This window comes from Malonomonas rubra DSM 5091, assembly GCF_900142125.1.
In the GTDB taxonomy this organism is placed as follows: domain Bacteria; phylum Desulfobacterota; class Desulfuromonadia; order Desulfuromonadales; family Geopsychrobacteraceae; genus Malonomonas; species Malonomonas rubra.
Genome location: NZ_FQZT01000030.1, coordinates 1 through 16,468 on the forward strand (window position 1 = coordinate 1; position 16,468 = coordinate 16,468).

Consider the following 16,468-nt stretch of genomic DNA (forward strand, 5'->3'; position numbering starts at 1 on the left):
TCGGTCTCATACTCAACGTGAGCGGTGGCGATGGTGATACCGCGCTCGCGCTCTTCCGGAGCGTTGTCGATCTGATCGAAGGCCTTGACTTCACCGGAACCGGAAGCTTCTGCCAGAACCTTGGTGATTGCTGCAGTCAGAGTGGTCTTGCCGTGGTCAACGTGACCGATGGTCCCGATGTTGACGTGCGGCTTTGTCCTCTCAAATTTCTCCTTGGACATGATTCGTCTCCTCTTTTCCGGCCTTAACCGTTGACCTTGGCGATGATCTCGTCACCGATCGCCTTGGGTACTTGTTCATAATGATCAAAAGTCATTGTATAGGTCGCGCGCCCCTGGGTTGCGCTACGCAGATCGGTCGCATAACCGAACATACTCGACAGCGGCACGTGGGAGTTAACAACCTGAGCAGCACCGCGGGCTTCCATACCCATGACCCGGCCACGACGGCTGTTCAGGTCACCGATTACATCACCCATATACTCTTCCGGCACCACAACCTCGACAGCCATGATCGGCTCGAGCAAAGTCGGGCCAGCCTTCTTGGCGCCTTCCTTGAAGCCCATCGAACCGGCGATCTTAAATGCCATCTCCGAGGAGTCAACATCGTGGTAAGAACCGTCGTAACAGGTAACCTTAACGTCGACAATCGGGAAGCCGGCCAGAACACCTTGCTCGGAAGCCTCTTCAGCACCCTTACCAACAGCCGGGATGTATTCACGCGGAATAACGCCGCCCTTAATCTCGTCAACAAAAGTGAAACCATCGCCCGGCTCGCCCGGCTCCAGTCTGAGCCAACAGTCACCATACTGACCGCGACCACCTGACTGGCGGACGAACTTACCCTGAACCTCAACGGTCTTGGTGATCGACTCGCGGTAAGCAACCTGCGGCGCACCAACGTTACACTCAACCTTGAACTCACGCTTCATCCGGTCGACGATAACGTCAAGGTGCAGCTCCCCCATACCGGAGAGAATGGTCTGACCGGTCTCTTCGTCGGTGCGAACACCGAGGGAAGGGTCTTCCGAGAGCAACTTCTGCAGGGCAACGCCCATTTTTTCCTGGTCGGTCTTAGTCTTTGGCTCAACGGAGAGGTGAATAACCGGCTCCGGGAATTCCATCGACTCGAGAATAACCTGGTTGTTCAGGTCGCACAGTGTATCACCTGTGGTGGTATGCTTCAAACCAACAGCAGCAGCGATATCGCCGGCATAGACCTGTTTGATCTCTTCACGTTTATTGGCATGCATCTTCAGGATACGGCCGAAACGCTCTTTCTTGCCCTTGGTCGAGTTGGCTACAGTCGAGCCCGACTCGGCAACACCGGAATAAACCCGGAAGAAGCTGAGCTGACCAACGAAGGGGTCGGTCATAATCTTGAATGCCAGTGAGGCGAACGGCGCATCGTCAGCTGCCGGACGCGCTATTTCTTCACCTGTATCCGGGTGGATACCCTTAATAGCCGGAACGTCGAGCGGCGACGGCATGTAGTCGACAACAGCATCAAGCAGAGTCTGGACGCCTTTGTTCTTAAATGCACTACCACAAAGAACCGGAGTAAAGTTGAGATCCTGAGTACCCTTACGGATCGCAGCCTTGATCTCATCAAGCGTAAGATCTTCGCCACCGAGATACTTCTCCATCAACTCATCGTCGTGAGAAGAGATCTCTTCCAGCAGCGCCTCGCGAGCCATCTCGACATCGTCAGCCATATCAGCCGGAATATCGATGACGTCGTACTTGGCGCCCATGGTTTCATCGTCCCAGACGATCGCTTCCATGGTGACCAGATCAACCAGACCACGGAAGTTCTCCTCAGCACCGATCGGCAACTGCAGCGGCAGCGGGTTGGCACCGAGACGATCACGGATCATATCGACGCCGTTCTGAAAGTTGGCACCGGTCCGGTCCATCTTATTGATGAAGGCGATCCGCGGAACGTTGTACTTATCAGCCTGACGCCAGACAGTTTCCGACTGCGGCTCAACACCGCCAACCGAACAGAAAACAGCCACAGAGCCGTCGAGAACCTTCAGTGAACGCTCAACCTCAATGGTAAAGTCGACGTGTCCCGGAGTATCAATAATATTGACCCGGTGCTCACGCCAGAAACAGGTCGTCGCAGCCGAGGTAATAGTGATACCACGCTCCTGCTCCTGCTCCATCCAGTCCATAGTAGCTGCGCCATCATGAACTTCACCAATTTTATGCGAAACACCCGTGTAGTAGAGAATCCGCTCAGTCGTCGTCGTCTTACCGGCGTCGATGTGAGCCATAATCCCGATATTACGGGTTTTTTCCAATGCAACCTTGCGAGCCACAACTTTCTCCTGAACTTACGTCTGGGCTTACCAGCGGTAGTGAGCGAAGGCCTTGTTTGCCTCAGCCATGCGGTGCGTATCCTCACGCTTCTTGACAGCAGAACCGCGGTTATTAAAAGCATCCAGGAACTCGCCAGCCAAACGCTCGCGCATGGTTTTCTCGCTACGCCCCTTGGCATAGGTCACCAACCAGCGCATTGCCAGGGCAGTACGACGGGACGGGCTAACCTCAACCGGAACCTGGTAGGTCGAACCACCAACACGGCGAGACTTAACCTCAAGCACCGGACGCACGTTCTCCATGGCAGTCTTGAAGACTTCCAGCGGATCATTGCCGGTACGCTCAGCAACCAGATCAAAAGCACCGTAAACGATCTGCTCAGCAGTGCTCTTCTTGCCGTCAACCATGACGTTGTTGACGAATTTTGCAACCAGCTGATCGTGGAACTTCGGATCAGGCAGGATAACGCGCTTAGGTACTTCTCTTCTTCTAGGCATAACGTCCTCTTCCTATTACTTCGGGCGCTTGGCACCGTACTTGGAACGGCCCTGCTTACGGTCCTTAACCCCAGCGAGGTCGAGAGTACCGCGAACGATGTGATAACGAACACCCGGCAAATCCTTTACCCGGCCGCCACGAATCAGAACCACGGAGTGCTCCTGCAGGTTGTGGCCAACACCAGGAATATAGGAAGTGACGACAATACCATTGGTCAGACGGACCCGGGCTACTTTACGCAACGCTGAGTTCGGCTTCTTGGGAGTCGTGGTGTAAACACGGGTACAGACTCCACGTCTCTGCGGGCAATTCTTCAGCGCAGGCGCGGTCGACTTGGTGACCTTCTTCTTGCGCCCTTTACGAATCAGCTGGTTAATTGTTGGCATCTAACTATCTCCCAAATCTCTTTAATATTAAGCCTGCCTAAGCTCAGCTTGATTTATGCGTCTTTCTCAGGGGAAAAAACCCGCAGAGATTATCAATCGACCTTACCTTTGTCAAGCTCTTTTTTCTTACGCAAAAATTACTACTTATGCAGCAAGAAGGCCCCTGAATCAGGGGCCTTCGTACCACTCTATTCATCCATTTCGGAAAGCTCCGTTTCCGACTCATCTATTTCTATCGGTTCTTCCAACTTGACCTCCGGTTCGGGCGTCATCAATTCTGCTGCCCGGTACTTGGCAACGCCGGTACCGGCAGGGATCAAGCGGCCCATAATGACGTTCTCCTTGAGACCACGCAGCGAATCGACCTTGCCCTGAATCGCTGCCTGAGTGAGAACCTTGGTGGTCTCCTGGAAGGAAGCCGCCGAGATGAACGATTCGGTCGAGAGCGACGCCTTGGTGATGCCGAGCATGATCGGTTCACCGATCGCCGGCTGGCCACCTTCAGCCATGACCTTCTCGTTCTCCTCTTCGAAGATCCAGCGCTCGACCTGATCGTCAGTCAGGAAGTTGGTATCACCAACCTCTTTAATCTGAACTCGACGCAGCATCTGGCGAACAATGGTCTCTATGTGCTTATCATTGATCTTGACACCCTGCAGGCGGTAAACCTCCTGTACCTCGTCGACCAGGTACTTGGAGAGCTCCTTGCTACCAAGAACACGCAGGATATCGTGCGGGTTACTGGAACCGTCAACCAGTTCCTCCCCGGCACGCAGATAGTCACCTTCGTGAACCGAAATGTGCTTACCCTTTGGAATCAGGTATTCGACCGGCTCGCCGAACTCCGGGGTCACGATAATCTTGCGCTTACCCTTGGAGTCCTTACCGAAGGAGACAACACCGTCGATCTCGGAGATAACGGCGACCTCTTTCGGCTTACGCGCCTCAAACAGCTCGGCAACCCGCGGCAGACCACCGGTAATATCCTTGGTCTTGGTCGTTTCACGCGGGATCTTCGCCAGGATGGTACCAGCGTGAATCTCGGCACCCTCCTCGACGGAGATGTTAGCGCCAACCGGCAGCATGTAACGGGCCGGGGCACCATTTGGCAATTTAGCCGTTTTGCCGTCTTCACCCTTCAGGGTGACACGCGGACGCTTGTCAGCCGACTTCGCCTCGGTGACAACCTTACGGGAGAGACCGGTGACTTCGTCGACCTGCTCTTCCATGGTGATACCCTCGGCGATATCGCCGTAGTGGACGGTACCACCCACCTCGGTGATGATCGGCACAGTGTACGGGTCCCACTCAGCCAAGACGTCACCCGCCTTGACCTCCCCGCCCTCCTGACGGGTCAGGTGAGCACCGTAAACAACGGCGTAACGTTCCTTCTCACGCCCGGTGCTGTCGACAACTGCGACCTCACCTTTGCGGTTCATGACCACCGGCATGCCCTTGGTGTCATCAACCGTGATCAGGTTGATAAACTTCAGCGTACCGTCGAAGCGTGCCTCGAGAGCTGTCTGCTCAGCGCGACGCGATGCCGTACCACCGATATGGAAGGTCCGCATAGTCAACTGGGTACCAGGCTCACCAATCGACTGGGCAGCAATAACGCCAACCGCTTCACCAAGGTTAACCAGATGACCGCGAGCCAGGTCACGACCGTAGCAGAGGGCGCAGATACCACGCTTACTCTTACAGGTGAGAACCGAACGTATCTTGACCTTCTCGATACCCGCCTCTTCAACCTTGGCGACCAGGTCTTCATCAATCAGCTGGTTTTCTTCCACCAGCAGCTCGTCGGTGATCGGGTCGACGATGTCCTCCAACGCAACCCGGCCAAGTATCCGGTCACCGAGACGCTCGATAACCTCTCCACCCTCAGTAAGCGAGGAGACAGTAATACCATCGAGGGTATCGCAGTCCTGCTCAGTAATAATCGCATCCTGCGCAACATCAACCAGACGACGGGTCAGATAACCAGAGTTCGCCGTCTTCAGTGCGGTATCGGCCAGACCTTTACGGGCACCGTGGGTCGAGATGAAGTACTGCAGAACAGTCAGACCTTCACGGAAGTTCGCGGTGATCGGTGTCTCGATAATTGAGCCGTCCGGTTTCGCCATCAGACCCCGCATACCAGCCAACTGGCGAATCTGCTGAGCAGAACCCCGGGCACCGGAGTCGGCCATCATGTGGATGGCATTGAACGAGGAAACCTCGACCTCTTCACCATCCTCAGACTTGATCTTGTCGACCGCGATATTACCGAGCATGGTTCCGGCAATATCCTCAGTACATTTGGCCCAGATATCGATAACCTTGTTGTAACGCTCGCCATCGGTGATCAGACCTTCAGTGTACTGCTGCTGGATGTCTTTGACCTCCTCGGCAGCAACCTTGACTCGCTCTTCCTTGGACTCCGGAATCTCCATGTCGTCGAGACAGATGGACACACCCGCCAGTGTCGAGTAACGGTAACCAGTCTCCTTGATCTTGTCGGCAAGGATAACGGTCTCTTTGTTCCCGGCCAGGCGGAAGGAGACATCGATCAAGTCACCAACCTGCTTCTTACCCATGACCTTGTTAACATGCGAGAACGGAATCGACATCGGCACAACGTCGCGCAGCAAGACCCGGCCGACCGTCGTTTCGACGATCTGCTCTTCAGCACCCAGCTCCGGAATCATCCGCACCTTGATAGCTGCCTGCAGATCAGCTTCGCCGGCGTCGTACGCCATACGAACCTCGTCTTGCGACATAAAGACATTACCGGTACCGGTAACGAACGGGCGAATACGGGTCATATAGTAGAGACCCAGAACCATATCCTGCGACGGCACGATAATCGGCTTGCCGCTGGCCGGGGAGAGGATGTTGTTGGTCGACATCATCAGCACGCGGGCTTCGATCTGACTCTCGATCGACAACGGCAGGTGAACTGCCATCTGGTCACCGTCGAAGTCAGCGTTGAACGCGGTACAGACCAGTGGGTGCAGCTGAATCGCTTTACCCTCAATCAGGACCGGCTCAAAAGCCTGAATACCGAGGCGGTGCAGGGTCGGCGCACGGTTGAGCATAACCGGGTGCTCCTTGATAACCTCTTCGAGCACGTCCCAGACCTCAGCCTTCTCTTTTTCCACCATCTTCTTGGCGCTCTTGACGGTGGTCGAGAAACCTTTCTCTTCCAGCTTCTGGTAGATGAACGGCTTGAACAGCTCAAGCGCCATCTTCTTCGGCAGACCACATTGATGCAGTTTCAGCTCGGGACCACAGACGATAACCGAACGGCCGGAGTAATCAACCCGCTTACCGAGCAGGTTCTGACGGAAGCGACCGCCCTTACCTTTGAGCATATCGGAGAGCGACTTGAGCGGACGCTTACTCGGGCCAGTGATAGCCCGGCCGCGACGACCGTTATCGAACAGGGCGTCAACAGCTTCCTGCAGCATCCGTTTTTCGTTGCGGATAATGACTTCCGGTGCACGCAACTCGATCAGGCGCTTGAGACGGTTGTTTCGGTTGATGACCCGGCGATAGAGATCGTTCAGGTCGGAGGTCGCAAAACGACCACCATCGAGCGGCACCAGCGGACGCAGTTCCGGTGGCAGTACCGGGATGGTCTCAAGGATCATCCACTCCGGGCGGTTGCCCGACTGGCGGAAAGAGTTGATAACCTTCAGGCGCTTGGAGACCTTCTTCCGCTTCGCCTCGCTGGTCGCCTCTTTCATCTCGACGCGCAGGGCCTCACCTTCTTCGACCAGGTCGATTTCGGCGAGCAGCTCACGGATCGCTTCAGCGCCCATACCGGCAACAAACTGCCCGGCGAATTCATCCATCGCCTCAGAGTATTTGTCTTCCGGCAGCAACTGACCGCGCTCCAGCCCGGTATCGCCAGCGTCTAACACGACGTAGGCCTCAAAGTAGAGAACCTTCTCCAGATCCTTGAGAGTCATGTCGAGCAGCGCGCCGATACGGCTCGGCAGCGACTTGAGGAACCAGATGTGAGCTACCGGGCAGGCCAGGTCGATGTGACCGAGGCGCTCGCGACGGACCTTGCTCGGGATAACCTCGACGCCACACTTCTCACAAACGATACCGCGGTGCTTCATCCGCTTGTACTTGCCGCAGTTACATTCGTAATCTTTGGTCGGACCAAAGATCTTGGCGCAGAACAGGCCATCACGCTCCGGCTTGAAGGTCCGGTAGTTGATGGTCTCCGGCTTCTTAACTTCCCCGAAAGAACGCTCGCGGATCTTCTCCGGCGATGCCAGCGACAGCTGGATGGCGTTGAAGCTCAACGGATCCTTCGGACGTTCAAACAAACTGAAAATATCTTCCAAAACGCATCCTCCTTGTAGGATGAGTGTTCAGTTTTTACAAACTCGGCCTATCGGCCACGAGAGCCAAGGACTGTTAAATCAGTCCTCTTCCTCCAGCAGATCGACATCAAGACAGAGTGCCTGCAGCTCCTTGATCAGAACATTGAAGGACTCAGGCAAACCGGCTTCAAGGGTATGCTTGCCCTTGACGATCGCTTCGTAGATCCGGGTCCGGCCGGCCACGTCGTCCGACTTGACGGTAAGGAATTCCTGCAGTGCGTGTGCGGCGCCGTAGGCTTCCATCGCCCAGACCTCCATCTCCCCGAGACGCTGGCCACCAAACTGCGCCTTACCACCAAGCGGCTGCTGGGTAACAAGACTGTAGGGACCAATGGAACGAGCATGGATCTTGTCATCGACCAAGTGATGCAGCTTTAGCATATACATGATGCCGACAGTGACCTTCTCTTTGAAAGGATCACCGGTCTTCCCATCGTACAGGGTCATCTGACCGCTGGTACTGAAACCGGTCCGCTCGAGCTCGGCCTTCATCTGCTCTTCAGCCACACCCTCGAAAACCGGCGAGGCCATCGGCACACCACGCTCAAGGCGGCGAGCCAGCACCTTCAGGTCGTCTTCGTTAAGCGCGTCAATGAAGCCATCCAGCTCTTTGTCCTGATAAGCTTCCTTGAGCTGCTCCTTCAGCGCCTTCTCTGAATACTGCTCGTTGAGCACTTTCTGGATCTGGTCTCCTAATCCGCGCGCCGCCAGCCCCAGGTGTGTCTCGAGGATCTGACCGACGTTCATACGCGATGGAACACCGAGCGGGTTGAGTACGATCTCAACCGGACGACCGTCTTCCATATACGGCATATCTTCCTGCGGCAGGATGCGCGAAAGAACACCCTTGTTACCGTGGCGACCAGCCATCTTGTCGCCAACCTGCAACTTCCGCTTGATGGCGATGTAGACCTTGACCATCTTGATCACGCCCGGCGGCAGGTCATCGCCACGCTGGCATTTTTCAATTTTATCTTCGAAGACCGCTATAATCAGCTGCTCGCGCTCAGCCAGACGGTTGAGTAGGTTGCTGACCTTTTCTTCGGTCTCCGGTTCGCCGACGACCGAAATTTCCCGCAGTCGACTGAAAGGAACGGCATCAAAAGTCTGCTGGCTGATTTTGGATTTCGCTGCCAGCAGAATGTTGCCATCCTCGTCAGAGATTTCGACCGCCGAAGTCAGGCCAGTCAACAGAGAACGGATCTTGTTGCGGGTCGAGGTGCGCAGGATACGAATTTCATCGTCCTGGTCCTTGAGCAACTTCTCGATCTCGCGGGTTTCGATCTGCTCGGTTCGGGCATCCTTGTCGGACCCCTTACGGGAGAAGACCCGGGCGCCGATAACAACACCTTCTTCGCCCGGCGGCACCCGCAGCGAGGTATCGCGGACATCGCCCGCCTTCTCGCCGAAGATAGCACGCAGCAGCTTCTCTTCCGGGGAAAGCTGGGTCTCACCCTTTGGCGTGATCTTACCGACCAGAATATCGCCCGGCTTGACGCTGGCGCCGATGCGGATGATGCCCGACTCATCGAGGTTCTTCAGCGCATCTTCGCCCAGGTTCGGGATATCGTCGGTGATCTCTTCCTTGCCCAGCTTGGTATCACGGGCGACACACTCGAATTCCTCGATGTGGATCGAAGTATAACGGTCTTCCTGCACCAGCTTCTCGGAGATCAGGATCGAGTCCTCGAAGTTGTAACCGTGCCACGGCATGAAGGCGACCATGACGTTCTGGCCCAAAGCCAGCTCGCCCCACTGAGTGGACGGGCCGTCAGCAATAACATCACCCTTCTTGATCTTGTCACCAACCTTGACGATCGGCTTCTGATTAATACAGGTGTTCTGGTTCGACCGGCTGAATTTCAGCAGGTTGTAGATATCGACCCCAGTTCCGGTCTCATCCATATCGGCATCGTCGATCTGAACAACGATCCGACCGGCATCAACGTTCTCGACCACGCCGTCATGGCGGGCGACAACCGAGTTACCGGAATCATGAGCAACAACCCGCTCCATGCCGGTACCGACCAGCGGCGCATCGGCACGCAGCAGAGGGACAGCCTGACGCTGCATATTCGAACCCATCAGCGCACGGTTGGCGTCATCGTTCTCGAGGAACGGAATCAGCGCGGCGGCAACCGAAACCAGCTGCTTCGGCGAAACGTCCATCAAGGTGATTTCACTTGGCGGCAGCAGCAATGTCTCACCTGCTTTACGCACGTTGACCAGTTCGTTGATGAACTTGCCATCATCATCGATCGGGGCATTGGCCTGAGCAATGGCGTGCCCTTCTTCCTGAAGTGCCGAGAAGTAATTGATCTCGTTGGTCACCTGCCCGTCTTTAACAATACGATACGGAGTCTCAACGAAACCGTACTCGTTGATCCGTGCATAGGTCGACAGCGAGGCAATCAGACCAATGTTCGGTCCCTCCGGGGTCTCGATCGGGCAGACGCGACCGTAGTGAGTCGAGTGAACGTCACGAACCTCGAAGCCAGCACGCTCTCGCGTCAAACCACCCGGTCCGAGAGCTGAAAGGCGACGCTTGTGCGTGACTTCCGACAGCGGATTGGTCTGGTCCATGAACTGGGACAGCTGCGAAGAGCCAAAGAACTCTTTGACAACCGCAGAAACCGGCTTGGAGTTGATCAGATCGTGCGGCATCAGGCTGTCGACATCCTGCAGGCTCATCCGCTCCTTGATGGCACGTTCCATCCGCACCAGACCAACACGGTACTGGTTTTCCAGCAGTTCACCAACGGCACGCACACGGCGGTTGCCGAGGTGATCGATATCGTCAATGGCGCCCTTACCGTTACGCAGATCAATCAGGTAACGCACCACCTCAAGGATATCTTCCTTGGTCAGGGTCGACTGCTCCAGCGGGCTATCGAGACCGAGTTTGTGATTCAGCTTCAAACGACCGACAGCGGAAATGTCGTAGCGATCAGCGTTGAAGAACAAGCTCTCGAAAAGAGTCGTTGCAGTCTTCAGGGTTGGCGGATCACCGGGGCGCAGACGACGGAAAATCTCGATGATGGCATCGTCTCCAGTCTCCACCTTGTCAACCTTGAGGGTATCGCTCAAATAGGAACCGACATAGAGGTTATCGATAAACAGAATCGAGAACTCGTTGACGCCCTTTTCGCGCAACTCCTCCAACTTGGCCTCGGTCAGCTCACCGTTGCATTCGAGAATGACCTCACCAGTCGACTCATCGACGATGTCACTGGAAACAATCTTGCCTATCAAGCCTTCAGCTGCCAAAGGAATCGATTCAACATTCTCTTCCTTCATCTTGCGGATAGCAGCGCGGGTGAATTTACGGTTCGCTTTAACCAACACCTCACCGCTGGCCGACACAACATCGCAGCTGGCGCGCTGACCGGAAAGCAGATCGTAGTTGATCGCCTTGCGGTACTCTTTGCCGTCCCACTTGATTTCTTCCAGATCGTAGTAGTAGTTGAGCAACTCTTCGGTTGTGTAACCAAGAGCCTTCAACAGTACGGTCGCCGGCAACTTCCGACGGCGGTCGATACGCACCCAGAGAATATCTTTATGATCGAAGTCGAAATCGAGCCAGGAACCACGATAGGGGATCACCCGGGCGTTATACAAAATCTTGCCACTCGAGTGACTTTTGCCTTTGTCGTGATTGAAGAAAACACCGGGGGAGCGATGCAGCTGGCTGACAATAACCCGCTCGGTACCATTAATGATGAAAGTCCCGTTCTCTGTCATCAGCGGGATTTCACCAAAATAAACTTCCTGCTCCTTGATGTCGCGGATCGACTGAGTGCCGGACTCCTTGTCCACATCCCAGGTCACCAGACGCACCTTCACCTTAATCGGTGCCGCGTAGGTCATACCACGCTGGTGGCATTCCTCGACATCATACTTAGGCGTACCCAGACCATAAGAAACATATTCCATGGAACAGGTATCGCTGAAATCGCGAATCGGAAAGACAGAACGGAAAACCGCCTCAAGTCCGCTCGGCTTACGCGCCGAGGAAGGCAGGTCCGCCTGAAGAAAACGTTTGTAGGAAGTTTTTTGGATATCGATGAGGTTAGGAATATCTATGATATTGCTAACCTTTGCGAAGTGCTTCCTGAGAAGCGGATTATTCGCAAACGAATAGGCCATGATTTCTCCTTCGGTTCAGGATCATTGACTGTCCGAGCCGGCAACTCTCTTTGCCACGCCCAGCACCAGCACCCTAAGGCCGTGTTATAACAGGTAATTACCGAATTACAACCAAACGCTGTCAGGGGTCAGACAAGCCTGACCCAACAGACAGTTCCGCCCCGGCGTTGCCACCGAGGCTGAAAATGAACAATAGCCAAGGCCGCACAAAGCGACCTTGGCTAGGGTTTTACAGTTGGTCGAAGTGACTACTTCAGCTCCACGCCGGCGCCAGCTTCTTCCAGTTGCTTCTTGATGTCTTCTGCCTCGTCCTTGGAAGCAGCTTCCTTGACGGTGTTCGGTGCGCCGTCAACCAGCTCCTTGGCTTCTTTGAGACCAAGACCGGTGATAGCACGAACAACCTTGATGACGTTGATCTTCTTGTCACCAGCGCTGGTCAGAACAACATCAAACTCATCCTTCTCAGCAGCAGCTTCGCCACCACCTGCAGCAGGAGCAGCAGCAACTGCAACCGGAGCAGCAGCGGAAACACCGAAGATCTCCTCGAGTTCTTTAACGAACTCGGACATCTCCAGAACGGTCATACCCTTCAAAAACTCAACAACTTGCTCTTTAGTTACGTCAGCCATTTTTTCCTCCGAAATCTATTCTTTGATTCGTAAAATTGTTTGTTTTTATGCTGCAGTTAAGCAGCCTTGCTCTGCCCAATGGCGTTGAGCACCTGAACCAGCTGGCGCGGAATCGCAGCCATGACACCAACAAAGTTGGAAGCCGGAGCATTCATCGAGCTCAGCGCCTTGGCGATCAGCTCTTCCTGGCTCGGCATATCGGCCAGCGCAGAGATTTCAGCAACCGTCAGCATTTTGCCACTGAGAGTGCCAGCCTTCAGTTCGAACGCTTCAATTTCTTTAGCGAACTTGCTGAGAATTTTAGCGGGAGCGACCGGGTCATCACCCGACATGGCGATAGCGGTCGGACCGGCACAGAATTCAGCCAGGCCTTCAGACGGAGTGCCTTTGGCAGCCAGCTTCAGCAGGTTGTTTTTGACAACACGATACTCGACACCTGCCTGAGTCAGTTCACGACGCAGTTGCGTGGCCTGCTCGACGTCGATACCACGGTAGTCAGCGAGAAATGTCGCAGGAGTATTCTGCAGACGTTCCGCCATTTCCTGAACAAACTGTTCTTTTTCGGTTCTATTCAACGTTTCTCCTCCTTTCGTTAAGATCTGGGACTATTCATCCCGCTCAAGTCAAGGTGAAGGGAACGACAAAGTCGTCACAAGTCCATCAGCCTCGGCAGGTGGCAAAGCCATTAAATGTCAATCATGCCTGCTGTCTTTGACCTTGAGCCTGTATCTCAATCAAGTGTGATTACTTGATCAGAGCTTGAAGTTGGGGGATATCGATATTGATACCGGGGCCCATAGTGCTAGAAATCGTAATCTTCTTCAGGTAAGTGCCCTTGGCTGCCGAAGGCTTGGCCTTGATCAGGACGTCCATCAGAGAGACGATATTCTCTTTAAGCTTTTGCGCATCGAAGGAAACCTTGCCGACCGGAGCGTGAACGATACCGGCCTTCTCGACGCGGTACTCGATCTTACCCGACTTGGCTTCCTGAACAGCCTTGCCGATATCCATGGTCACGGTGCCAACCTTCGGGTTCGGCATCAAACCACGGGGGCCGAGCAGGCGACCAATCTTACCGACAGTGCCCATCATATCCGGGGATGCGATAGCGGTATCGAAATCGAACCAGCCACCCTGGATTTTTTCAGCCAGGTCGTCCGCACCGACGAAGTCAGCACCAGCAGACTCTGCTTCCTGAGCCTTTTCGCCTTTAGCGAAAACCAGAACGCGGACCGACTTGCCAAGGCCGTTCGGAAGGACGACAGCGCCACGCACCATCTGATCAGCCTTACGCGGATCAACGCCGAGGCGAACACTGATATCGACAGTCTCGTCAAACTTGGCGAAAGCACCGGATTTCAGCAGTTCGAGCGCCTCATCAAGGCTGTACAGCTGGGAACGATCGATCGCTTCTTTTGCTTTTTTGATATTTTTACCTGTTGCCATGATCTATCTCCACAAACTCGCCAGCTTAGGCGATTTCAATTCCCATGCTGCGCGCAGTACCCTTGATGGTCCGAACTGCAGCTTCCTCGGAGAAAGCATTCAGGTCGGGCATCTTCAGACGAGCAATTTCCAGAACCTGGTCTTCGGTCACCTTGCCGACCTTGTCCTTGTTCGGCACACCGGAACCCTTCTGCAGCTTGGCAGCGCGCAGCAGCAGGACAGCTGCGGGCGGGGTCTTGGTGATGAAGGTGAAAGACCGATCAGCGTAAACAGTGATGACCACCGGGATGATCAGACCTGCCTGCTCCTGGGTCTTGGCGTTAAATGCCTTACAGAACTCCATGATATTGACACCGTGCTGACCGAGCGCGGGGCCGACTGGAGGCGAAGGGTTCGCCTGACCAGCGGGAATCTGCAGTTTAATCTGTCCAATAATCTTCTTAGCCATTACTGACTCCTTAACGAACTAAACGTTCAGCCAACTCTATCAGCTGGTTTTTTCCACCTGGATAAATTCGAGCTCAACCGGCGTGACCCGGCCAAAGATACTCACCATAACTTTCAACGTCCCACGATCGGGGCGCACATCTTCCACCAGACCGGTAAAGTTGAGGAAGGGGCCGTCCACAACACGGACAGTCTCACCAACTTCAAACTCAACCTTCGGCTTCGGTTTCTCGACGCCCTCCTCCATACGGTTCGTGATCTTCGCCACTTCTTCGTCCGGGATTGCCGGCGGGTTCTGCCCACCCCCAACGAAGCCGGTTACCTTGGCGGTACCGGTCACCACATGCCAGGTTTCGTCGTTCAACTCCATCCGCACCAGAATGTAGCCGGGGAAAAACTTCCGGGTCGAGGTTTTACGCTCACCCTTCCGCATCTCAACCACGGTTTCCGATGGGATCAAAACTTCTTCAAACTGATCCTCAACCCCCATCGAGCGGATCCGCTCTTCGAGATTGAGTTTCACTTTATTTTCATACCCTGAATAGGTATGTACGCCGTACCATCTCATCGACATGAAATAACCCTTACTACCCGAGAACCAGACGGATCAGGCGCGACAGGATCATGTCGACACCCCCCAGAAAGACTGCGGATAACAGAACCAGAACAATGACAATCGTGGTCGACGCATAGGTTTCCTTCTTTGCCGGCCAGGTAACTTTTTTCAGTTCTGCTTTAACGTTGGCAAGAAATTCGCTAACTTTTCCCATCGTATCCTCAGCCTCCGTAAAGAGGTATTTCTGACAAAAACTGGCAGGCCAGGAGGGATTCGAACCCCCAACACCCGGATTTGGAATCCGGTGCTCTAGCCGTTAGAGCTACTGGCCTGCATCAAATTCAGCTTACCGCTGACACCCGCTACTTGGTTTCCTTGTGCGGAGTGTGCTTGCGGCAGAAGCGACAATATTTGTTGAACTCCAACTTGTCCGGAGTATTTCTCTTATTTTTCGTGGTGGTATAGTTCCGCTGCTTGCACTCGGTACAAGCGAGGGTGACGATATCACGCATAGCGCTTTCCTCAAGATGCCCTCCCGACCGAAGTCGGGAGGGTGGATCTTACTAAAGTGTTTCCAAGTCTTACTCGACGACTTCACTAACGACGCCGGCGCCGACGGTGCGGCCACCTTCGCGAATAGCGAAACGCAGTTCCTTGTCCATTGCGATCGGGGTGATCAGCTCTACGCTACAGGCGATGTTATCGCCAGGCATGACCATCTCAACACCCTCAGGCAGAGTCACAACACCGGTCACGTCGGTGGTGCGGAAGTAGAACTGAGGACGGTACCCCTTGAAGAACGGGGTGTGACGACCACCCTCTTCCTTGGTCAGGATGTAAGCCTCAGCTTTAAACTTGGTGTGCGGCTTGATCGAACCCGGCTTACACAGAACCTGGCCACGCTCAATGTCCTCGCGCTTCACGCCACGCAGCAGGATACCGACGTTGTCGCCAGCCTGACCCTGATCGAGCAGCTTGCGGAACATCTCAACACCGGTAACAACAGTCTTGGCAGTCTCTTTAATACCGACGATCTCGATTTCCTCGGAGACCTTGATAATACCGGACTCAACACGACCAGTGGCAACAGTACCACGACCGGAGATCGAGAAAACGTCCTCGACAGGCATCAGGAACGGCTTATCAATAGCACGCTCCGGCTCCGGGATGTACTCGTCAACCTGAGCCATCAGTTCCATGATCTTGTCTTTACCGATCTCGTCATCGCGGCCCTCAAGGGCAGCCAGAGCAGAACCGGCAATGATCGGAATATCGTCGCCTGGGAAGTCGTAGCTGGAAAGCAGCTCGCGAATCTCCATGTCGACCAGCTCGAGCAGCTCTTCGTCGTCAACCATGTCTGCCTTGTTCAGGAAGACAACCATGGCCGGAACACCAACCTGACGAGCGAGCAGGATGTGCTCACGGGTCTGCGGCATCGGGCCATCGGCAGCGGAGACAACCAGGATAGCGCCGTCCATCTGCGCAGCACCGGTAATCATGTTCTTAACGTAGTCAGCGTGACCCGGGCAGTCAACGTGTGCATAGTGACGTGCTTCGGTCTCATACTCAACGTGAGCGGTGGCGATGGTGATACCGCGCTCGCGCTCTTCCGGAGCGTTGTCGATCTGATCGAAGGCCTTGACTTCACCAGAAC

14 protein-coding genes and 1 tRNA gene are annotated in these 16,468 nt (G+C 54.7%); all 15 read right to left on the minus strand.

Annotated features, from left to right (window positions below; genetic code table 11):
- Nucleotides 1-221: GTP-binding protein (locus BUB13_RS18020; protein ID WP_244151916.1), on the minus strand; the 221-nt coding region annotated here is incomplete at its 3' end.
- 23 nt (nucleotides 222-244) lie between these two features.
- Nucleotides 245-2,323, minus strand: a complete 2,079-nt coding sequence (gene fusA / locus BUB13_RS18025; RefSeq protein WP_072910152.1) for an elongation factor G — start codon at nucleotides 2,321-2,323, stop codon at nucleotides 245-247.
- Between the two features lie 27 nt (nucleotides 2,324-2,350).
- Complete coding sequence (gene rpsG, locus BUB13_RS18030) at nucleotides 2,351-2,821, minus strand: 30S ribosomal protein S7 (protein ID WP_072910153.1); 471 nt, start codon at nucleotides 2,819-2,821, stop codon at nucleotides 2,351-2,353.
- A 15-nt stretch (nucleotides 2,822-2,836) separates the two neighbouring features.
- Nucleotides 2,837-3,208, minus strand: coding sequence for a 30S ribosomal protein S12 (gene rpsL / locus BUB13_RS18035; protein WP_072910154.1), 372 nt, complete (start codon nucleotides 3,206-3,208; stop codon nucleotides 2,837-2,839).
- A gap of 188 nt (nucleotides 3,209-3,396) precedes the next feature.
- A complete protein-coding gene (rpoC, locus tag BUB13_RS18040) occupies nucleotides 3,397-7,551 on the minus strand; it encodes a DNA-directed RNA polymerase subunit beta' (protein ID WP_072910155.1) in 4,155 nt (1,384 codons plus the stop codon).
- A 78-nt stretch (nucleotides 7,552-7,629) separates the two neighbouring features.
- A complete protein-coding gene (rpoB, locus tag BUB13_RS18045) occupies nucleotides 7,630-11,736 on the minus strand; it encodes a DNA-directed RNA polymerase subunit beta (protein WP_072910156.1) in 4,107 nt (1,368 codons plus the stop codon).
- Between the two features lie 248 nt (nucleotides 11,737-11,984).
- Complete coding sequence (gene rplL, locus BUB13_RS18050; RefSeq protein ID WP_072910157.1) at nucleotides 11,985-12,365, minus strand: 50S ribosomal protein L7/L12; 381 nt, start codon at nucleotides 12,363-12,365, stop codon at nucleotides 11,985-11,987.
- 56 nt (nucleotides 12,366-12,421) lie between these two features.
- On the minus strand, nucleotides 12,422-12,940 hold the full coding sequence (rplJ, locus tag BUB13_RS18055) for a 50S ribosomal protein L10 (RefSeq protein ID WP_072910158.1): 519 nt from the start codon (nucleotides 12,938-12,940) through the stop codon (nucleotides 12,422-12,424).
- A 169-nt stretch (nucleotides 12,941-13,109) separates the two neighbouring features.
- Nucleotides 13,110-13,811 (minus strand): 50S ribosomal protein L1, encoded by a 702-nt coding sequence (gene rplA / locus BUB13_RS18060; protein ID WP_072910159.1) that lies wholly within the window; start codon nucleotides 13,809-13,811, stop codon nucleotides 13,110-13,112.
- 25 nt (nucleotides 13,812-13,836) lie between these two features.
- Nucleotides 13,837-14,259 (minus strand): 50S ribosomal protein L11, encoded by a 423-nt coding sequence (gene rplK, locus BUB13_RS18065; RefSeq protein ID WP_072910160.1) that lies wholly within the window; start codon nucleotides 14,257-14,259, stop codon nucleotides 13,837-13,839.
- Between the two features lie 39 nt (nucleotides 14,260-14,298).
- On the minus strand, nucleotides 14,299-14,832 hold the full coding sequence (gene nusG, locus BUB13_RS18070) for a transcription termination/antitermination protein NusG (RefSeq protein WP_072910161.1): 534 nt from the start codon (nucleotides 14,830-14,832) through the stop codon (nucleotides 14,299-14,301).
- A 13-nt stretch (nucleotides 14,833-14,845) separates the two neighbouring features.
- Nucleotides 14,846-15,028: a preprotein translocase subunit SecE gene (gene secE / locus BUB13_RS18075; protein ID WP_072910162.1), complete on the minus strand. Its 183-nt coding sequence runs from the start codon at nucleotides 15,026-15,028 to the stop codon at nucleotides 14,846-14,848.
- Nucleotides 15,029-15,069: 41 nt separating this feature from the next.
- Nucleotides 15,070-15,146: transfer RNA gene (locus BUB13_RS18080), tRNA-Trp, on the minus strand.
- A 30-nt stretch (nucleotides 15,147-15,176) separates the two neighbouring features.
- Nucleotides 15,177-15,326 carry a 50S ribosomal protein L33 gene (gene rpmG / locus BUB13_RS18085; protein WP_072910163.1) on the minus strand — a complete coding sequence of 50 codons (150 nt, stop codon included), beginning with the start codon at nucleotides 15,324-15,326 and terminating at the stop codon, nucleotides 15,177-15,179.
- A 69-nt stretch (nucleotides 15,327-15,395) separates the two neighbouring features.
- Nucleotides 15,396-16,468: elongation factor Tu (gene tuf, locus BUB13_RS18090; protein WP_072910164.1), on the minus strand; the 1,073-nt coding region annotated here is incomplete at its 5' end.